Origin of the sequence: uncultured Nonlabens sp. (genome assembly GCF_947495285.1) — a bacterium.
Taxonomy (GTDB): Bacteria; Bacteroidota; Bacteroidia; order Flavobacteriales; family Flavobacteriaceae; genus Nonlabens.
In genome coordinates this window covers 1-20989 of sequence record NZ_CANLXZ010000040.1, presented here as the reverse complement: position 1 = coordinate 20989, position 20989 = coordinate 1, and the positions used below count along the sequence as shown (strand labels likewise).

Sequence of the window (20989 nt, the reverse complement as noted above, 5' to 3'; positions counted from 1 at the left end):
ATCTAATGATAAAGATGGTGAAACATGACAGGATGAATCAATCAGAATTAGTAAGTAATTAAGTGACTACCTCTATTAATTTAATAATTTTTTTCTGCAATTGGTTTTTTCTTTTCTGTCCTATTCTGACTCAATCAAATTTAATTTCCATGATTAACGTTGAGTTACTACAACCTCTTAGCCTCTTCCCAATATACATCCATTTCTGCTAGGGTCATATCTCTCAGTTCCTTGCCCAGTTCTTTAGCTCTGGACTCTAGGTATTGAAAACGTTTTATAAATTTCTTGTTGGTACGCTCTAGTGCATCTTCTGGATTTACTCCTAAGTGCTTACCATAATTAACTAGTGAGAAAAGCACGTCGCCAAATTCGGCCTCGATCTTATCCTTATCTCCTGCGTCTATTTCTACCTGCAGTTCTGCTAGTTCTTCTTCTAGTTTTTCTTTCACCTGTTCTGGTCGTTCCCAATCAAAACCTACTCCAGCTACTTTATCCTGTATGCGCTGGCTCTTTACCAGTGCTGGCAGTGATTTAGGCACACCTTCTAACACACTAGATTTCCCTTCTTTTAACTTCAGGGCTTCCCAGTTTGCCTTTACCTCTTCTTCATCTTTTACGACTACATCGCCATAAATATGCGGATGTCTAGAAATCAATTTATCACAAATACCGTTTGCCACACTAGCGATATCAAAATCGTTAGTCTCAGATCCTATTTTTGCATAAAACACTATATGCAGTAATAAATCACCCAATTCTTTAGGAATCTCTTCCATATCCTTATCTAGAATTGCATCGCCCAGCTCATAGGTTTCCTCTATAGTCAGGTGTCTCAAGGACTCTAGCGTTTGCTTTTTATCCCATGGACACTGCTCTCGCAACTCATCCATAATGGTTAGTAATCTATCTATGGCTTTGAGTTGATCCTTTCTGTTGTTCATTTTAGTCTATATTTTTGAGCGATTGAGAGCCTTTTATGAGTTTGTTAGATTATTTTTATCTCGCTTTCGCGAAAGCGGAACTTTTATCCAACAACAATACTGGCATAAAATTAGTTACTTATACTATAAAATCGACACAATGAGAATTCTATTTATAATTACTTTTTCACTTTTATTTTCTAATCTATCCATAGCACAACAATACGTCACCGATGAAAATATGGAAGAAACAGTAATGGCAAACGACGACCAGATCAAAGTACTCTATTTTACTGCGCCCTGGTGCGGCCCGTGTCGGTATATGAAACCGGTTATTAAATCCATAGCAAATGATGAGTCTCTTAACGTGACTGTTTATAAAATGAATACCGATTATAACATAACCGATGATATTCTAAGAGTTCACAGCATACCTACTTATTTTTTTATTAAAAATGGTCGCAAGCTGGGACAAAGTGGTAGTGTCATGCGCCGCGATGACATGGTAAAAATGATAGAAAGACACGACCGCATGATTGTAAAAGGAGATCTATTGCCTTATAAAGGAAAACCGTCTAAATATGAAATAGTAGAAGGTGCTCATAAAAATCTGAATAAGAAAAATCTAGAGCAATTATGGCACAGCACACAACAACTGAATAAGTTGGGTAAAAAAATATATGAAAATCTTAATGAAAATCAAGATTTAAACTGCGCTATAGTTTTAATAAACAGATCTATAGAACTAGAAGAAAACGTATCAAACCTAGAGACCAAGGCTCATTTACTGCATAAAATAGGAGAAAATAAAAAAGCGTTAAGAACCGCAAAAAGAGCAAAAAAACTAGCCAATCGTAATAACGAGTCTACTACTATTATGGAGCAGTTAATTGAAAAAATAGAGGCCGAATAGTATTTTTAGAGCATCTTTGTTTCTTTAAATACTAAGCTTTGTTTCATTTTATATTTTCATACATCGCGCATCTTCTCAAGTCGTTTCATTTACATGGTATACACTCACCATTTGTGTTTCAACTAGAGAAAAAATGCCTTAAAGATTCTACTACCTATACAGATTATTTAAAACTATCTCAATATCGCAATAGCGTTAACGCGTCTGACAAAACTCTTCATATAGAAGATCATGGTGCGGGCAGCAGGATTTTTAAAACTAACCACCGCAAGGTAAAAGACATTTTAAGACACAATTGCAGTACTCAAAAAGATGCGCAAATGCTCTATCGCATTTGCAATTATTTTAAAGTAAATACGGCTCTAGAATTAGGCACATCACTAGGTATAGCCACTCATGCTATGGCTATAGCAAGACCAGATGCTATGATTACCACTGTAGAAGGTAGTCCAGAGGTTCTTGAATATACTGCAGCTACTTTACTTAATAATGGCATAAAAAATGTCAACTGTATCGGTTCTACTTTTAAAGATTTTTTTAATGAGTATGATTTTAATGGAGCTACTTATGATCTTATTTATATAGATGGCCATCATGATGGCACTGCTACTTTAAATTATTTTGAAACTATACTAGACAAGGTCCATAATGACAGTGTAGTGATTTTTGATGATATTTACTGGTCTACAGACATGACCGCTGCGTGGAATAAAATATGCGCACATTCTAAGGTAACCGCTAGCGTAGATTGCTTTGATGTAGGACTGATATTTTTCAGAAAAGAACAATTGCCCGAACGTTTTTATATAAAATTGTAACTAAAAAACAATTGCTGCGTCATACTCGTACAACCTATAATTCATACCTTAGTTCCATGAGTGAAAATGTAATCGAAATAAAGAACATCATACGTGATTTTAAATTAGGTCAGGAAGTAGTTCATGTACTTAAAGGAATCGATCTAGATATCAAAAAAGGAGATTACATCGCTTTTATGGGACCTTCTGGATCTGGTAAATCTACTTTAATGAATTTATTAGGCTGTCTGGACACACCTACTGCAGGTAGTTATAAGCTTAATGGTACAGATGTATCTATGCTTACAGATGACCAGCTAGCAGACATAAGAAACACCGAGATAGGTTTTGTTTTCCAGACATTTAATCTATTGCCTAGAACTACTGCACTAGATAACGTCGCTTTACCTATGATTTATGCAGGTAAATCAAAAAAGGATCGTGTTGCAAGAGCTACAGAGGTACTTACTAGCGTAGGTCTAGAAGACCGCATGGATCACCAGCCTAATCAACTATCTGGTGGACAGCGACAGCGTGTAGCCGTAGGAAGAGCGCTGGTTAATAATCCTTCTATCATACTGGCAGATGAGCCTACAGGAAATCTAGATTCTAAAACTGGAGTAGAAATAATGGCTCTTTTTGATACAATACATGCAGACGGGAATACGGTCATATTAGTAACCCATGAAGAAGATATAGCAGAGCATGCACATCGCGTGATAAGACTACGCGATGGCGTTATAGAAAGTGATACAAGAAATAGACCATGGAAATCTTAAGCGAGAATAAAGACTGGATTTATATAGGTGCCGTTTTACTGGCATTTGTCATATTTATGTTTTGGAATAAAAGTAAACAAGGCAGTATTAAAGACCGAAAACGTCGCAATTTTAAGCAACGTTTAAATGAAAAAAGAAAAGATCGAGAATAAAATCCCATGTGCTCTATTACATTACTTTTCTTAAATCTGATATTAAATCATTCATTTGATAGGTTAGATCTCCATAAACATTTTTTATAAAGCCATTTTTGTCTAATAAAATAGTCATAGGAAACGCTTGTATTTTTAAAGAATCAATTTGTTTGCGAGCATCTGTAATATGGTCAAAGTTGAAGGTGGTCGTTTTTAAAAACTTATCTACTTTAGATTTCTCATTAAAGGTAATCGCGATAAAATTAACATCACCTCTCATTTGTTTATTGAGGCTATTTAATTTAGGCATCTCACTTATGCAAGGTGCACAACTCGTAAACCAGAAATTAATTACCGTAGATTTACCGCCTAGATCATTAAGAGTAAGCACAGAACCATCTACTTTTTTAAAGTCTTCTAGTACAAACCTCTCTCCTATTTTCTCTCTATGAATGGCAAATGGATCAAAGGACTTTCTGTCTGACTGGGCGGTAATAATTAACTTAGTACGTTTTATTACAGAGTCATTGCGACGTATGGTAGAGATAAAATCTGCTCTGACATCTCCCATGTCTTTTAAACTTGCTTTGAATTTATCAAAACTAGCCTCGTTCATAATCTCACCGTTAGGTAAGAGATAAAATATTTCTTCTTGAGAAACAGCTGTCCAACTTAAAAAAAAGGTGAAAAGAATAAGAAGTTTTTTCATAGGATAAATGTAATAAAATGGGCTTAATAAAATATCGTGTCACTACCAGAAAATTCCTGACGTTTTTTTGAGCTGGGATGGTCATAATAGAATCATATTTCTTGCCAAATTATATAGAATTAGAATTTTTCTTTATGAAATCTCTTTCCATTTCTTAAATAAGCTTTCCAGGTACCGTCTTGTTTCCCCTCATCATAACGTCCAGAAATCTTTAACTGTCCATCAAAATAATATTCTTTATAACGACCATCTGGTATACCGTCTTTTAAATAAACCTTCATTTTAAGCTTACCGTTGTTAAATCTTTGTTCGTAAAAATTTGCAGTAAAATCGTCAGGAAAAATAGGTGCAATATCAAAGATAGTTTCTTTACTTATTTCTTCTTTTTTAATAGTCACTAGATCTAGTGGCTCGTTTTTATTACGTTCTTCTAGTTGTATGGCTTCATGATCATAATCGCGGTCATAATGAATTACAGCTTTTGATTCAAAGAAGTTTTCTCTTGCCTTTAATTCTAATCCTAATTGTGTAAACTGAGAGTAAAACACCTCATTTTTTTTTAGTTCTTTGCGAGAATTTTGATTGAGATATTTACCAGATGCATTACTCAATTTATTAGTATCTATATATAAAAACACATTACTTTCAGAACTGAACTCGTCTATAAAATTACGGTAATATTCATTACCGATTAAGGACGTTTTCTCCTCATAACCGTCTATAAATAATTTTAATGTTTTAGGTGAGTTGCTAAAAATCACATATTCATCTATGATCGTATAGTAAGGTTTTTCTATGTTTTCAAACAGCGAGCCTATGATCAATTTAAAAAAGCTTTTAATTTCTAAGTAGTTGATTTTATAGCCTCGATAATCTACCTCTTTAAATTTTACAGGCGTTTTTTTTCTTATTTGTTGTTCAATAAATTTTAATCTTTCTCTAGCATCGTCGGTATCATTTGCTTTTATCGCTAGTGCTAGTCCTTCTTTTTCAGATAGGTTTGGGGCATCCGCTTTCGCGAAAGCGAGCTCATCATCCATCCAGTCATAAAAATCATGCTGCAAGTCTATATCTAGCAACCCTTCTATTTTTTTTCTACCAGCTTCATAATCTGCTACCATTTCTGGCTGCTGCTCGCCTAGTAAACTATAAAAATTATGATGTAGGGTAGAAAAATTATCAAATCCAAAACTTAAGTATAAAGCAGTTTCTTGAGGTAAAACCGTAATGGCGTCTATAGAACCAGTACCAGACTCATGAAGTGCTTTTATAAGACTCTGTGCCGTTGGGTCTCCGTTAGTATATCCTTGTGCTAGTAATAAACGGTCGTCATCTACATCTATTTGAAAACCAGAAAAATTAAAATGATCTTCTAGTAGTTTAATAAATGGGCTTTCTTCATTAGAAAAAGCTTTATAATAATCGCTGAGGTATTTATGATTTAAGTAAAAACGGAATAAATCGTTTTGTCTCACTTCTCGTTGAATTTCTAGAAACTGAAGGTCACGACCTATTTCTGGAGCGGCAAACTCTTCTATACTTTTTTCTACCAGTGAGTGCGTATAACTGGCGACCATCTGGTTTTTTACAAACGCAATAGACAGAGTCTCGTAAGTCGTTTTATCTGTTACCTCAGTAATTTCTATGTCTTTATGAAGACGCTTTGTAACCGTAAAATTACTACTAAGCAACTGGTTAATATTATTTTTAAGTAAATTGAGTTGGGATAGTTTTTGCATATCTACGATGTATAGAAAAGCATAATCGTCACGCTTAATCATGTGCGCACTCATTATAACGTCACGATCTCCTATCATTTCAAAAAGATCTGTCTCTGATTGAAAAAGAGAGTCCACCGCATTTAATTTGGCACTCATTTTATGAATGTCATCATTAGTTTGCAGGTGATCCCATATCTCACTTTGGGCTAGAGTATTCATATTGCGCAACGGCTCATCCATTTCCATAAAAAACACCGCATCTCTAGGAACTAGGTATACCGCATTAATTTTATCTTCTTCTAGTGCAAAAAAGGAAATGGTTTGATAGATGAGAAAACCCAATAAAATAGATAAGGCGAGATAGATGTATTTTTTTCTAATCATGATGTATCCGTACAATTAAATAAGTCTTAAACACCTGAAATATAGCTATAAGAACCCTTATTAAAAAATATGATTTGTAAAATCTTTAAGATTAAAAAATCATAGATATCCTACGGAATTTTTATTCCCAACCATTTTCTTGCAACCCATCTCTCTTCATGGTCTTTAACAAGCGTCTGTTAAGAATCTCAAATCAAACATGTTAAATAATATTTTTAACTATAATAACTGGCAAACAAATAATTTTGATGATTAAAATCACAATAACTACTTTTATTAGGTCTATACATTATATCGATCTAATCTTTCAAAAAATAAAACTACAAAAGTTGAGAAAATCAACAGTTTTAAATTGCTTATTTGCGATTTGCAGCGTTCTACTGATCTCTTCTTGTAGTAATGAAGAAAGTCTAAAAGAGGACTATTCTAAATTTAGGCCGCATGTAGAATTATCTAGGAAATTTATTTTTTCTCACATTACTGCTACTGGAACAGACCTATTCACTAGAAGACCACTAATAATCGACAATGATGTCAGTAACCATTTTAAAAGAATAGGTATTATCGATTTTTATTTAAAATTTTCATTCACAGACCTGACTCCTAATGATTAAATCCAGTACTAGGTGACTACCTAAAAGGTGGTAGCCTATATCTTTACATAACTTTGGCCTTTTTAGGGCTTAATCTAACTGCTGGTCCATCCATCTATAACCCTTAAAAAGTAAACATTCTTCTTAAAATTAGGTAAAACCGTAATAGGTGATGCTGGAGAGAAATTCTTTTAAGGTAGTATGATAGGAGTACGTTATGAAAAACAATTTCATAAAAGAATATCTCTAGGTTTTAACTTTGATTATGGTAGATATAATACCTTTCCCGATGATCTAAATGAGCGTAGCGGTGCAAACCCAAGATTTATAGAAGCAAACAGGTTTGATGTACTATTTACAAATTTCCAAGAAGCAAATACGTATAGCCTGCAAGGTAACTTTACATTCCATTTTTTAAACAATAAACGTTTTAAATTTGGGCTTTATGGAGCTGGAGGACACCTCTTTTCTAACTCACTAAAATTCAGTATCACGATGGTCAATTATAACATACTGACATACGGTGTAAACTTTTATGAAAATGTAGTGTACCATAATAATTACGACCTATTTCATTTTAATGCTGGATTTTTTTGATTATACTTTTTATAAAAAGTATTCTATAGGTATAAAAACTACTACTAATTACACAATTGATCATTCGTAATTTGGAGTACAAGTAGAAGAGGCACAGGTTTTTCCCGATTATCTGTTTCTAGGCATTAGATTGGGATATGATTTGAAATAAAAACAGAAACTTTATGGCTGGTGTTGTGGTCTTGATACATTAGAAAGTCACAATAAGAATGATTATTGATTCCTATAGAATGGAGAAATTCACATTACCATATTGGGTCTTATAAAAGGTATGCAGTTAATCATTTAATAGTTGCTTTAACTGCTTTAACGCTTCCTTGTTTCCTGCCATATCATTATGTCCCTGATCTGATAACTTATACAAAGGTAGATGTAACTCACTGCTCAACATCTCTGATGATTCTAAAGGGATAATCTGGTCTTCAACTCCATGAAATAAATACACTGGAAAATCACATTCTTTGAGATACCTATTAGTTGCCAGCTCATACCTTAGAATAAAAGTAGGCACAAAAGGATAATTGCGGTTCATCATGTCTGTCATATTATAAAATGGAGCATGTAAAACGAGCTTATCAGGACTATTATTAGATGCTAGGTGTGCTGCTATTCCTGTTCCCATGGAGTAGCCTAAAATAATTATTTTATTCTCAGAATAAGAAGTTTTGAGGTCCTCATAAACATCTTGTACGTCTTCATAAAGCACCTGCTCATTTTCAATAACTGAAGAACTTTTACCATAACCAGGATAATCGATCATAAATACATCATAGCCTAATGGTAAAAAATGCTCGGACACATTCCCTACCGATTTTAAACTACCTCCATTTCCATGTAAGTAAAAGATGACTCCTTTTGAGTTTTCTTGTTTAAACAAAAGAGTGTTAATGGAATTCCCAGAATCTGTAATGATATCTCTTTCTTCAAAATCATGCTTAAATTGAAACTGATAATCTCGTTCCAGCTTTTCAGGAAAAAACAGTAGGGTTTCTTGATAAAAGTAAAGCAGGCCGCATAGTAAAACGTAGCATGCAACAGCAGTAATAGCAATACCTTTAAAAATTTTCTTTAAAAACATATTTTATGTTTAATAATTTGATTTATGATTTAATCGCTCGACAAATTTCTCTACGTTAAAATTAATGTCGTCTTCTCCTATTTGATCAAAAGGATTTTCTAGGTGTTCTTGAATATTTTCTAAACTTACTAAAATAATCGTTAATAAGATAGAAATCACAAATTCCAGTCCCAAGATATTTCTTATACTTTTTAAGCAAAGTAAGGTCCATAAAAAATAGGCATTACCTTTATAAATAAAGAACTGAAAGCTCTCAATGTTCTAGGTGTTCTATATTTAAAAAATGTTTTATGTAATACTGGTAAAAAATCCTCTTTAAAAAAAAGACAATAAAAAATGTCCTCCTGAACTTACAGCAACGGACCTGAATATCAATTCACCAGATCATGTTTCATAAGTTCAGGCAGACATCTGTTACTTATTAAAAAGGTTAATATTACGTCTGTATCACTCCTAGATTAAAATCCTTTGTAATAGGTGCATGATTTGCAGCTTCTATTCCCATAGAGATCCATTTTCTTGTATCACGTGGATCTATTATGGCATCGGTCCATATTCTAGACGCCGCGTAATATGGAGACACTTGTTTATCATAACGATCTTTAGTTTTGGCAAACAGCGCTTTCTCTTCTTCATCAGTCAGTTTTTTACCAGATTTTTCTAGAGATGCTTTTTCTATTTGCATCAATACCTTTGCAGCACTATTACCTGACATTACAGCAAGCTCTGCAGTAGGCCATGCAAAAATTAATCTTGGATCATAAGCTTTACCACACATAGCATAATTACCTGCACCATAACTATTCCCTATAACCACCGTAAATTTAGGCACTACACTGTTAGAAACAGCATTCACCATTTTTGCACCATCTTTTATAATTCCACCGTGTTCAGATTTAGATCCTACCATAAAACCAGTAACATCTTGAAGGAATACGAGAGGTATTTTCTTTTGATTACAGTTAGCAATAAAACGAGTCGCCTTGTCAGCACTATCGCTATAAATCACACCACCGAACTGCATCTCGCCTTTCTTAGTTTTTACAATCTTGCGCTGGTTAGCGACTATACCTACAGCCCAACCATCCATACGAGCATAACCTGTGATTAGTGTCTGCCCATAACCGTCTTTGTAGGCCTCAAAAGAATTTGCATCTACCATACGATTAATAAGCTCCATCATGTCATATTGAGCATTACGTTCTCTAGGTAACGCGCCGAATAGACCTTCTGGATCTAATTCTGGCTTCTTTGCTTCTACTCTATTAAAACCAGCTTTATCACTATCGCCTATTTTATCAAATATTTTCTTGATTTTATTTAAAGCATCTTTGTCATCTTTTGCCTTATAATCAGTCACACCACTAATCTCGCAATGCGTCGTTGCTCCACCTAGTGTTTCATTATCTATAGATTCTCCTATTGCAGCTTTTACTAGATAAGAACCTGCTAGAAAAATACTACCTGTTTTATCCACTATAAGCGCCTCGTCACTCATAATAGGTAGATAAGCACCACCTGCAACACAACTACCCATTACGGCAGCTATTTGCGTGATTCCCATACTACTCATCACCGCATTGTTTCTAAATATGCGACCGAAGTGTTCCTTATCAGGAAAAATCTCATCCTGCATAGGTAGATAAACACCTGCACTGTCCACTAGATAAATGATAGGTAATCTGTTCTCTATAGATATTTCTTGAGCACGCAAGTTTTTCTTTCCAGTTATAGGAAACCATGCTCCAGCTTTTACCGTTGCATCATTTGCTACCACTATAACCTGCCTACCTTGAACGTATCCTATCTTTACTACCACACCACCACTAGGGCAGCCGCCATGCTCCTCATACATACCATCTCCTGCAAAAGCGCCTATCTCTATAGCATCATCTGCATTATCAAGTAAGTAATCGATACGCTCACGAGCGGTCATCTTACCCTTAGCATGTAGCTTTTCAATGCGCTTTTTACCACCACCTAGGGCTACTTGAGCAAACTTTCTTCTCAAGTCAGAAAGTAGCATTTTATTATGATCTTCGTTTTTATTGAAGTCTAAATCCATGTAAATAAGTCTTTGCTCAAAAATAAGGATTTTGTTACTATAACGATGGTAAATATTCCGCTTTCGCGAAAGCGAGATCCATAATAATAATAATCTCTAACAATGATATATCTATACTCGTTAAGTGATGGAATAAATTTACTACGACAGGAAAATGAAGATATACAGAATTACTGAAGTGATGAAAGAACATTAACAGCTAGACGTATAATAATTTTGTAAAAAGATTAAAATTAATAATTTGAAATATTTTTGTGAGACCATTTATATATACTTGCTGGTATGAGTTGATGGACAAGACTCATTGATCTAATTTTTTAAATATGAGACACACCTTCTTATTAGCAGCGTTATTGATTACAAATTTATCTTTCTCACAGAACATGAGTAATAGTAGACTGGATACTATTTTTAAAACTGTCAGTGACACTATCCAAGGAAATAATGGTAGGTGGCAGTTTATAATAAATGATATTCCTATTATTTGTGTTACTGATGTGAACCATAATAGAATGCGTATTATTTCTCCTATTATAGCATATTCTAAGCTCAATGAAGAGATGAAAACTAACGCTCTAGTAGCAAATTTTCATACCGCACTAGACGTTAAATATGCTATTTCAGAAAATTTATTGTGGTCTGTTTTTATACATCCATTAAAAGAACTAACTGAAAAACAAGTAGCAGATGCTGTGAAACAAGTCTATCTGGCTCATGTGAATTTTGGCACTACTTACAGCAGTACACCTTTAGTTTTCCCTGGTAGTAATGAAAAAGCAAACAAAAAAGAGGTGCTCAAAAAAAAGACTTTTAAAACACATAAAGCATAATATAATATAATACCATCTTATCCCTATAAAATAAAACCTCTATAAAGTAAAAAACTACTTTATAGAGGTTTTATTTTTTCTTTTTAAAAAGAAGTTGTTTTTACACCTCAGCATCCATTAAGTCTGTTGCTATGTGGTAACGTGGGTCTTCAATACTACTTTCTATAATGGTATCAAACTCTGGATTATTGCGCATTAATAATTCCTTACACTCAGGGCTTAAATGCGTTAATTTAATTTCTTTACCTAGATCTAGATATTTATTTGTAACACCTCTCAATGCCTCGATACCAGAATGATCCTGTACGCGAGCTTCTATAAAGTCTATTTCTATTTTATCAGGATCATTCTTAGGGTCAAATTTCATATTAAAGTCTGTTACAGAACCAAAGAATAAAGGGCCCCAAATTTCATAGACTTTAGTTCCATCTTCTTTAAGGCTTTTACGAGCTCTTATGCGTTTTGCACTTTCCCATGCAAATACCAGAGCAGAGATAATTACACCTACAAATACCGCGATGGCCAGGTCAAATACAACCGTCACAACAGACACAGTTATGAGTACAAGAGCGTCTGACATTGGGATTTTTCTTAAAATTCTAAAACTAGACCAGGCAAATGTCTCAATAACCATCATGAACATGACACCTACTAATGCTGCAATAGGTACTTGTTCTATATATTCATCTGTAAAAAGTAAGAAAACTAATAAGGTTAAAGACATCATAACACCAGATAAACGACCTCGTCCACCAGCATTAATGTTAATTACTGTCTGTCCTATCATTCCACAACCACCAGTACCACCGAATAGACCACTGATTATATTACCTGCTCCTTGCGCCACAGACTCTCTATTACCACTACCACGCGTTTCTGTAAGTTCGTCCACCAGATTCATAGTCATTAAAGATTCTATCAATCCTACCGCGGCCGCTAGAAATGCATAAGGAAGTATAAATTTAAAGGTCTCTAGATTTATAGGTAACTTCTCCCACAACTCTGTATTAAAAGTAGGTAGTTCTCCTTTAAGACCTGTACCACCACCATCTCTTATGTAAGAGCCTACGGTACTCACGCCTTCCATATCTCCTAGTATAACTATTGCAGTCACCACGATAATAGCTGTAAGGGCTGCTGGTATTTTCTTAGTTAATTTAGGTAAAAAGAATACGATAGCCATAGTAAGAGCTACCAGTGCAATCATAGTATATAATTGCGATCCTTGCATATAAGTAGCTATATATTCTGTGACACCATTTTCATCTACTACCGCGCTTCTGTTTCTAAACATTTTTACTTGTGCCCAAAAAATCACTATAGCCAGACCGTTTACAAAGCCCATCATAACAGGATGTGGTATCAATCTAACAAATTTACCTACTTTAAACACACCAGCTAGCACCTGTATAATTCCCATTAAGATTACCGCTGCAAATAGATAGATGTATTGCATGTTATCTACTGGTACATCCATGGCAAGGCCTTTGTCGTGACCTTCTATAATTAAATCTGCAAAAATTACTGCTACCGCGCCTGCTGCTCCAGAAATTAAACCAGGACGACCACCGAATAATGCCGTAATTAAACCGATCATAAAAGCACCAGAAAGAGCCACTAAAGGATCTATACCTATAACAAAAGCAAATGCTACCACTTCTGGAATCATCGCTAGAGAAACGGTTATTCCAGAGAGAACATCATCCTTAGGGTTGCTAGTAAAATTATTGAATATCTTGCGCATAATGCTTGATTTTTTAAGCGTGCAAAAGTACATCTTTTTAAGGAGAATGATAAGTGTTGCGCTTTTGCGAAAGCGGAATTGAAACCTCAACAAACCAGTCCTTCCTATTATTTACTTATTCCATTATAAAAATGAATTTATTCTCTTAACATTATATTTAAAAAAATGAAGCAAATTATTTTGATCTCAAAGATGATTATGCGGCTATTAATTAATACCTGGATTAGAGTTACACTATCCTAATAGAAAACCTGAGCAGCTGGTTTTTGTTTTACATACATAACAATTATAGAATTCATAACACCATATATTTAAAAATCAAATCTTACCAGTTACAATGTGCCAGTTGCAGAAAGAGGAATATGTACACAAATATTTTTTCATTACATATCAAAGATGTGGAGTAGCTTATAACTTGTTTACTCCAGCAAATAAGTGTTCTAAAAAAAGTTTTCAAACGTAAATCTATAATTAATCGATCAGAAAAATTAAAATTCACAAATGAGCTGAGTTCATCTCATTAGTACAATAACATAAATTATACACACATAAAAGCCTTTTATCAAATGATAAAAGGCTTTTATGTGTGTAGTACTGATTATTCCTTACTTTACATAAGAACTAGAGTCATAATTATCTGCGATTGCGACCGCTATTGCGACTAGAGCCACCACTTCTAGAAGAAGTACCACCGCCGCTTTTAGGCTTGTTATTACTTCTTCCTTGAGAGCGACCACGTCCACCACCTTGTTTTTTCAGACTAGGCTCTGCAGCATCTTCCATTTTAAACTCAAAATCGTGATCATTCACTACAGGAATACTCGTTTTTATTAATTTCTCGATATCCTTTAAAAAAGGACGCTCTTCTAGCATACAGAAAGAAACAGCAAGACCACTTGCTCCTGCTCTACCAGTTCTCCCTATTCTATGAACATAAGATTCTGGTACGTTAGGTAGATCGTAATTCACCACATAACTTAACTCATCGATATCGATTCCACGAGCGGCAATATCTGTTGCGATAAGTGCAGTAAGCTCACCTTCTTTAAACTGTTTTAAAGCTCTTTGTCTAGCAGCCTGAGATTTATTCCCGTGTATAGCAGCACTTTTAATACCAGCTTTATCCAGGTCTTTAACTATCTTATTTGCTCCATGTTTTGTTCTAGAAAAAACGAGAGTAGAATCATTTAACTCACCGCCTAATAAATCAACTAAGAGTTTTGTCTTGTTCTTTTTATTAACGTGATAGATTCTTTGCTCTACTTTCTCTGCAGTAGTCTTTTCTGGCGCAATAGTTACCCTAGCAGGGTTACCTAATATTTCATTAGATAGTTTTACTATGCTGCTAGGCATTGTTGCACTAAAAAATAGAGACTGTCTTTTTGCAGGTAGAATTTTCAACAACTTTTTAATGTCGTGTATAAATCCCATATCCAGCATCTGGTCTGCCTCATCTAGTACAAAATGCTCTATATGATCTAACGAGATATAACGTTGATTTATTAAATCTAGTAATCTACCTGGTGTAGCAACTAGAACGTCTACTCCTTGATGTAATTTGTAAACTTGAGAGGTTTGTTTAACACCACCAAAGATCACTGTGTTTTTAATATCAGTATACTTTGTATAAGATGTAAAGTTCTCACCTATCTGTATAGCAAGTTCTCTCGTAGGGGTTACTACTAGTGTTTTAATGCGTCTTTTACCTTTAGGTGGCGCACGATTATATAAATCTTGAACAATAGGAATGGAAAACGCAGCAGTTTTACCGGTTCCAGTCTGTGCACAGCCTAGTAAATCTTTTCCTTCTAATAAAACTGGAATAGCTTGTGCTTGTATAGGTGTAGGACGTTCATATCCTTGGTCTTGCAAAGCTCGCAAGATGGGTTCTACTAACCCTAATTCTTTAAATGTCATGTAATATATTGAACTGCAAAGGTAAGCTATTGCAACTATTACCGTATCAAAGTGATGTTTTCTTAACTATTCTTTATTTAAAAGTGATAATATAGGTAGGGATACTACAGACATAAAAGGGTTATATTATCTAATGATCTCAATAAACAGATTACTCAATTCCATAGGTTCTATCACCTACTCGCACGGTCTTTACATAGAGCATCTCCATCTTAAAAAGAGAGCATTATTGACATCATAATAATTATCCGACCTTGACATTTTTAAATAAGTCTAAAGTAATAATGTTCTTAAATCTCTTCTTATCACACGCTAGATAACATATAACAGAGCTATTGTAACGCATAGTTGCTGGATAATTTGTTCGCTTTCGCGAAAGCGTAACAAGCCAAACTAAATCATATTAAGTACACATATCATTTCTCTAAAAATGTAGTCACATAATTTAAAAATGGAAAAATAAAAACATGTAAACCGTCTTAATAATAAACTTACCCATAAGCACTAAAAACAATTAAATTACTTAAAAAACTGTTGAATTAAATAATTGCAAATTTCTCTAAAGAGTTTACCTTTACCGCACATATTTTGTAGTTATGATTAACATTACATTGCCAGACGGCAGTATTAAAGAAATGGAAAGCGGCTCCACTCCTATGGACGTCGCGATGAGCATATCGCAAGGACTTGCTCGTAACGTAATAAGTGCTAGCTTTAATGGCACTAAGGTAGAGACTAAAACACCTCTTACAGAAGATGGTAGCCTGGTTTTATTTACTTTTAGTAATCCTGAAGGAAAAGAGGCTTTCTGGCACTCTACTTCTCACATTATGGCACAAGCTGTTGAAGAATTATTCCCTGGGGTGAGTCTAACAATAGGACCTGCGATAGATAACGGTTTTTATTATGATATCGATTTTAAAGAGCACTCGATCTCAGAATCTGACATACCTAAAATAGAAGCTCGTATGCTAGAAATAGCTCGCGGTAAACATGAATTTACTATGCGTAGCGTTTCTAAAGCAGATGCTATTCAATTCTACAAGGATCAGGACAATGCTTTTAAGGTAGAGTTAATTGAAAACCTAACTGATGGAGATATTACTTTTTGTGATCACGATACTTTTACAGATTTATGTCGCGGTGGACATATTCCCAATACAGGAATAATCAAAGCGGTAAAAATCATGAGTATAGCTGGTGCATACTGGCGTGGTGATGAGAACAACCAGCAACTGACACGTTTATACGGGACTTCTTTCCCTAAACAAAAAGACTTAAAAGAATATCTAGCACTTCTAGAAGAAGCTAAAAAACGCGACCATAGAAAGCTAGGTAAAGAATTACAGTTATTTACCTTTTCACAGCGTGTAGGTCAAGGGCTGCCATTATGGTTACCTAAAGGTGCTGCACTGCGTGAGAGACTAGAAGACTTCTTGAAAAAAGCACAGAAAAAAGCAGGTTATGAGATGGTGGTAACACCTCACATAGGCGCAAAAGAGCTATATGAAACCTCTGGTCACTATGAAAAATATGGAGCAGATTCTTTCCAGCCTATCACAACTCCTAATGAAGGAGAAGAGTTTTTATTAAAACCTATGAACTGCCCTCACCACTGTGAGATCTATAAAAGTGCACAATGGTCTTATAGAGATTTACCAAAACGGTTTGCAGAATTCGGTACGGTATATAGATATGAGCAAAGTGGTGAATTACATGGTTTAACTCGTGTACGTGGTTTTACTCAAGATGATGCGCACATATTCTGTATGCCAGAGCAACTGGACAAAGAATTTAAAGCGGTAATAGACTTAGTACTCTATGTATTTGGTTCTCTAGGATTTGAAAACTTTACAGCACAAGTAAGTATACGCGATCCTAAAAAGCCAGAAAAATACATAGGTGACACTAAAAACTGGGAAATTGCAGAAAACGCAATCATCAGTGCTGCAAAAGATAAAGGTCTTAATTATGTAATAGAAGAAGGTGAAGCTGCCTTTTACGGTCCTAAATTAGACTTTATGGTGAAGGATGCCCTAGGTAGAAGCTGGCAATTAGGTACTATACAAGTAGATTACAATTTACCTGAACGCTTTGACCTATCCTATAAAGGCGCTGATAACGAGTCACATAGACCTGTTATGATACACAGAGCACCTTTTGGTAGTATGGAGCGTTTTATAGCTATTTTATTAGAGCATACTGGCGGTAATTTCCCACTGTGGTTGATGCCAGAGCAGTGTACTATTCTGTCACTCAGCGAGAAATATGAAAATTATGCTAAACAAGTGGCAAATTCCCTAGAAATTAACGAAATTCGCACAGCAGTAGACAACCGTGCAGAAACCATGGGTAAAAAAATCCGTGAGGCCGAAATGAACAAATTACCATATATGCTTATCGTAGGTGAGCAGGAAGAAAAAGATGGTACAATTTCTGTAAGAAAACATGGTGGAGACGACCTAGGAACAATGAGTGTTGCAGATTTTACAACACTAGTTCAAAAGGAAATCTCTGAAACGATAAAAACATTTGAAGTTTAATTAAAATTATATAGTCATAGCAATACGTAGACGCAGAAGCCGTGGTCCGGCTCGAATTATCAAAGAAGACAAGCACGCAATCAATGAAAAAATACGTGCGAGAAAAGTACGCCTAGTAGGCGATGGAGAACCTCGTGTTATGGACACACGTGACGCACTTAAGGAAGCACAAGAAAAAGAACTTGACCTAGTTGAGATCTCTCCTAATGCTGACCCACCAGTTGCAAAGATCATGGACTATAAAAAGTTTGTCTATGAACAGAAAAAGCGTGAGAAAGTAATAAAGCAAAACGCTAGTAAAGTGGTTATTAAGGAAATCCGTTTTGGACCTAATACAGATGATCACGATTACGAGTTTAAAAGAAAACATGGTGAGAAGTTCCTTAAAGAAGGTGCAAAATTAAAAGCTTATGTATTCTTTAAAGGACGTTCTATTATCTATAAAGATCAAGGAGAAATCTTACTTTTAAGACTTGCTCAAGATCTTGAAGAACTAGGTAAAGTAGAACAAATGCCTAAAATGGAAGGTAAACGTATGAATATGTTTATCGCACCTAAGAAAAAATAATCTGACTCCTTACTGTTATTTGAAAATAGCAGCAACGTAGAAAGAATATCTTTAAAAGACTGTCTCTTAAAACGAGACGGTCTTTTCTTGTTTTAATAATTGGAATTTTAAAATCTTATTTTTATCAGCATTAATAGAATAACCATACATTCACATACAGTACAACAGCTACTTAAATAACCAGTAAAACCTATAACTAATTAACCCACCACTACTCCATCACAGCTATATATTTTATTTAAACTGTTAATGACTGGGTGCCACACAAGAAAAATAAATAGAAAAAAATTCAATGAACCAGTAGGAATAAATTGATCTTTTACAATGCCATTTCTAAATAAAAACCTATTTTTGCAATCCTTAATTGAGAACCGCCTATTTGTGTCTTAATTACTCCTAATAACTCATTGATTTAATAGGAATTAAGAAATAAAAAGCAGTTTAAGAAAAAGGAATACGAGAATTAAAAAAAGGAAATTATGCCTAAGATGAAAACAAAATCTAGTACTAAGAAGCGTTTTAAGCTTACTGGTTCTGGAAAAATTAAAAGAAAACACGCTTTTAAAAGTCACATCCTGACTAAAAAGAGTAAGAAACGTAAGTTAGCTTTAACGCACTCTACACTTGTGCACAAAGCAGACGAACCAAATATCAAATTACAGTTACGTCTTAAGTAAGACATTTCTGTAAGCCTTGATGGTTTATTAATTCACACAATAACCCAATAGTAGTGCACCATAAAAGAATCTAGAAATGGATCGCCTACTGTTAAAAAATTAAATTATGCCTAGATCAGTAAATGCAGTAGCTCGTAGAGCACGTAGAAAAAAAGTCCTTAAACAGGCCAAAGGTTACTTCGGACGTCGTAAAAACGTATGGACAGTAGCAAAGAACGCAGTAGATAAAGCCATGGCTTATTCTTACCGCGATAGAAGAAACAAGAAAAGAACTTTCCGTAGACTATGGATCACGCGTATTAACGCTGGTGCTCGTATGCACGGAATGAGCTACTCAGCATTCATGGGAGCTGTAAAAAAGAACAACATCGAGTTAAATCGTAAAGTTCTTGCAGATCTTGCTATGAATCACCCAGAAGCTTTTGAAGCAGTAGTAAACAAAGTAAAATAATTAGGTTTAACAACCATCTCTCGTAATAAAAATCCTCGTCAGCAATGATGGGGATTTTTTTATTCCTTAAATTATTAAATCTGGTTTATAGATGTACTCCATCGCACCTGGTCTTATCTGTTTCTTATATTTATAGACACTTGATTACAGATGCCACAAATCCATCATTTTAAGAATTCTTATTCTACCGTTTATTTCCCTACCCTAGAGAACAAGACTCTTCCCTATGAGATACTTCCTTTCATAGAACCTAGTTTAATGAAAACAGAAAAACAATGACATAAAAAAACCGATGCTTTAACACCGGTTTTTAAATTATAAATTATGGAGTGATTCTTACTTCTTCATTTCTAGATCTGTAATTTTATTTAAGCCTTTTATCTCTTCCTCATATTCTTCTGAGGCATCTCGCATGTTTTTACGATAAGATCTATCACTCTCGATTTCTTCCATATATTCTTCCATCGCGTCTGCCTGCACATTATTATACTTTTCTACGGTCTCTCCTACTTCTTCTCTCAAGTCCTCATATTGCTCAATGACTTCTTCTAGATTTTCTTTAAATTCATGACTGGACATTTTTGTACCCTTCATTAACTCTACATAATCTTTTTGAACATCTTTTACATCTTCCATGATCTCCTCTGTCATTAACCACTCTGGTATCGTGTCGTCTAGAATCATTATATTAGAACTCATTAATGGAATAATCTCACGAGTGGTAGTAAAATCTTGACCTTCTAGCATATAAACGTGATTTGATAAAGTATTAAAACTACTCCATCCACTTACACCTACTATACCTTCATCCTTTAAATCGTCTGCAGTACCATTAATATCCTTAGTTACCCCAGTGTTTACACCGTCGGCAGGTTGATACGTTTCTTGTGCATTTACACCTGTAATAGTGAAAAGTCCTACTATGGCTAGTGTTGTAATGATTGTCTTTTTCATTTGTCTGTATTTTTAAATTAGTTATTTATTACAGTACAAAGTTACAAAGCATAAGAAGTGGTCAGCACATAGAAGCTCCTAATGGTTTTCTAAAAAAGAATCATTTTTTAACATAATTAAAGAAAAAAGAAGTTAAAACCACCTATTTACTTATAAATATGCTAAACTAAGAGCGTTTCCCAAATTATGAAGTAGTATAAATATTTAAATTATTTAAGTAGATGGATGGTTGTTTCGCTTTCGCGAAAGCGGAATTACAAACAGCCCTTATCTTATTAGTTTAATGAATTATGCAAATAGCCGCTATGTTATGAGCTCTGGATAAATACGATTAAATAGAACTATTCTAGTAATTGTGATATAAAGAATTCAATAATTAAAATGAGAACGATTGATTCTAAAGCAACCCAACAAAATAAACTGGACCATGTCATTTACTTACGTGAATAGATATTACACTATACTAGGACTTAACCTGCGTGATTGTGCGAGCCTGGTGGTTTAAAAAAAGCATCAACTGTACTGTAAATATATGGGTTAATACCAATTTAGTTCTTAAATGCCGCATAAAAAGCTTTTAGATAATGATGATTTCCTGTGATTGATTTTATAGTT

The 20989-nt window shown here is 34.5% G+C and carries 21 protein-coding genes; 11 read left to right on the top strand and 10 right to left on the bottom strand.

Annotated features, from left to right (window positions below; translation table 11 throughout):
* Window positions 1-167: 167 nt before the first annotated feature.
* Window positions 168-941, bottom strand: a complete 774-nt coding sequence (gene mazG / locus Q0838_RS13145) for a nucleoside triphosphate pyrophosphohydrolase (RefSeq protein ID WP_298956026.1) — start codon at window positions 939-941, stop codon at window positions 168-170.
* Window positions 942-1080: 139 nt separating this feature from the next.
* Between mazG and Q0838_RS13140 the strand changes: the two genes are divergently transcribed.
* The 4 genes from Q0838_RS13140 (at window position 1081) to Q0838_RS13125 (ending at window position 3561) form a co-directional block, all read left to right on the top strand.
* Window positions 1081-1833: a thioredoxin family protein gene (locus Q0838_RS13140; RefSeq protein WP_298956023.1), complete on the top strand. Its 753-nt coding sequence runs from the start codon at window positions 1081-1083 to the stop codon at window positions 1831-1833.
* Window positions 1834-1946: 113 nt separating this feature from the next.
* Window positions 1947-2651, top strand: a complete 705-nt coding sequence (locus Q0838_RS13135; protein WP_298956020.1) for a class I SAM-dependent methyltransferase — start codon at window positions 1947-1949, stop codon at window positions 2649-2651.
* 56 nt (window positions 2652-2707) lie between these two features.
* Entirely contained in the window at window positions 2708-3409 is a 702-nt protein-coding gene (locus Q0838_RS13130) for an ABC transporter ATP-binding protein (RefSeq protein WP_298956017.1), read from the top strand.
* Window positions 3397-3561, top strand: coding sequence for a hypothetical protein (locus Q0838_RS13125; protein WP_170034568.1), 165 nt, complete (start codon window positions 3397-3399; stop codon window positions 3559-3561). The genes Q0838_RS13130 and Q0838_RS13125 overlap by 13 nt, the downstream gene beginning before the upstream one ends.
* 16 nt (window positions 3562-3577) lie before the next feature.
* Here Q0838_RS13125 and Q0838_RS13120 read toward each other — a convergent pair whose 3' ends face one another.
* Window positions 3578-4252, bottom strand: a complete 675-nt coding sequence (locus tag Q0838_RS13120; RefSeq protein WP_298956002.1) for a TlpA disulfide reductase family protein — start codon at window positions 4250-4252, stop codon at window positions 3578-3580.
* A gap of 119 nt (window positions 4253-4371) precedes the next feature.
* Window positions 4372-6357, bottom strand: coding sequence for a DUF3352 domain-containing protein (locus Q0838_RS13115; RefSeq protein ID WP_298955999.1), 1986 nt, complete (start codon window positions 6355-6357; stop codon window positions 4372-4374).
* 329 nt (window positions 6358-6686) lie between these two features.
* Here Q0838_RS13115 and Q0838_RS13110 point away from each other — a divergent pair, with 329 nt between their 5' ends.
* Window positions 6687-6971 (top strand): hypothetical protein, encoded by a 285-nt coding sequence (locus Q0838_RS13110; protein WP_298955996.1) that lies wholly within the window; start codon window positions 6687-6689, stop codon window positions 6969-6971.
* A 180-nt stretch (window positions 6972-7151) separates the two neighbouring features.
* Window positions 7152-7547, top strand: a complete 396-nt coding sequence (locus tag Q0838_RS13105; protein ID WP_298955993.1) for a hypothetical protein — start codon at window positions 7152-7154, stop codon at window positions 7545-7547.
* A gap of 277 nt (window positions 7548-7824) precedes the next feature.
* Here Q0838_RS13105 and Q0838_RS13100 read toward each other — a convergent pair whose 3' ends face one another.
* From Q0838_RS13100 to Q0838_RS13085, 4 genes are all read right to left on the bottom strand, one after another.
* Window positions 7825-8625, bottom strand: coding sequence for an alpha/beta hydrolase (locus tag Q0838_RS13100; RefSeq protein WP_298955989.1), 801 nt, complete (start codon window positions 8623-8625; stop codon window positions 7825-7827).
* Window positions 8626-8634: 9 nt separating this feature from the next.
* Window positions 8635-8799, bottom strand: a complete 165-nt coding sequence (locus tag Q0838_RS13095) for a hypothetical protein (RefSeq protein WP_298955987.1) — start codon at window positions 8797-8799, stop codon at window positions 8635-8637.
* A gap of 262 nt (window positions 8800-9061) precedes the next feature.
* Window positions 9062-10690, bottom strand: a complete 1629-nt coding sequence (locus Q0838_RS13090; RefSeq protein WP_298955985.1) for a carboxyl transferase domain-containing protein — start codon at window positions 10688-10690, stop codon at window positions 9062-9064.
* A 37-nt stretch (window positions 10691-10727) separates the two neighbouring features.
* Window positions 10728-10883 carry a hypothetical protein gene (locus tag Q0838_RS13085; RefSeq protein ID WP_298955983.1) on the bottom strand — a complete coding sequence of 52 codons (156 nt, stop codon included), beginning with the start codon at window positions 10881-10883 and terminating at the stop codon, window positions 10728-10730.
* A gap of 130 nt (window positions 10884-11013) precedes the next feature.
* Here Q0838_RS13085 and Q0838_RS13080 point away from each other — a divergent pair, with 130 nt between their 5' ends.
* Window positions 11014-11520 carry a hypothetical protein gene (locus Q0838_RS13080; protein WP_298955980.1) on the top strand — a complete coding sequence of 169 codons (507 nt, stop codon included), beginning with the start codon at window positions 11014-11016 and terminating at the stop codon, window positions 11518-11520.
* A 100-nt stretch (window positions 11521-11620) separates the two neighbouring features.
* On the opposite strand, the gene Q0838_RS13075 is transcribed toward Q0838_RS13080, so the two are convergent.
* Both Q0838_RS13075 and Q0838_RS13070 read right to left on the bottom strand, forming a co-directional pair.
* Window positions 11621-13264: a SulP family inorganic anion transporter gene (locus Q0838_RS13075; RefSeq protein WP_298955977.1), complete on the bottom strand. Its 1644-nt coding sequence runs from the start codon at window positions 13262-13264 to the stop codon at window positions 11621-11623.
* 633 nt (window positions 13265-13897) lie between these two features.
* The gene (locus tag Q0838_RS13070; RefSeq protein WP_298955974.1) at window positions 13898-15181 is read right to left on the bottom strand and encodes a DEAD/DEAH box helicase; all 1284 of its coding nucleotides are present in this window, start codon (window positions 15179-15181) and stop codon (window positions 13898-13900) included.
* 596 nt (window positions 15182-15777) lie between these two features.
* On the opposite strand from Q0838_RS13070, the gene thrS reads away from it, so the two are divergent.
* The 4 genes from thrS (at window position 15778) to rplT (ending at window position 19420) form a co-directional block, all read left to right on the top strand.
* Entirely contained in the window at window positions 15778-17724 is a 1947-nt protein-coding gene (gene thrS, locus Q0838_RS13065; protein WP_298955971.1) for a threonine--tRNA ligase, read from the top strand.
* Window positions 17725-17779: 55 nt separating this feature from the next.
* On the top strand, window positions 17780-18292 hold the full coding sequence (infC, locus tag Q0838_RS13060) for a translation initiation factor IF-3 (RefSeq protein WP_262497515.1): 513 nt from the start codon (window positions 17780-17782) through the stop codon (window positions 18290-18292).
* 479 nt (window positions 18293-18771) lie between these two features.
* Window positions 18772-18969, top strand: a complete 198-nt coding sequence (gene rpmI, locus Q0838_RS13055) for a 50S ribosomal protein L35 (RefSeq protein WP_104515360.1) — start codon at window positions 18772-18774, stop codon at window positions 18967-18969.
* 106 nt (window positions 18970-19075) lie between these two features.
* Entirely contained in the window at window positions 19076-19420 is a 345-nt protein-coding gene (rplT, locus tag Q0838_RS13050; protein WP_104515361.1) for a 50S ribosomal protein L20, read from the top strand.
* Window positions 19421-19756: 336 nt separating this feature from the next.
* Here the strand turns inward: rplT and Q0838_RS13045 are convergent, their stop codons facing one another.
* Window positions 19757-20374 (bottom strand): hypothetical protein, encoded by a 618-nt coding sequence (locus Q0838_RS13045; RefSeq protein ID WP_298955961.1) that lies wholly within the window; start codon window positions 20372-20374, stop codon window positions 19757-19759.
* Between the last annotated feature and the right edge of the window lie 615 nt (window positions 20375-20989).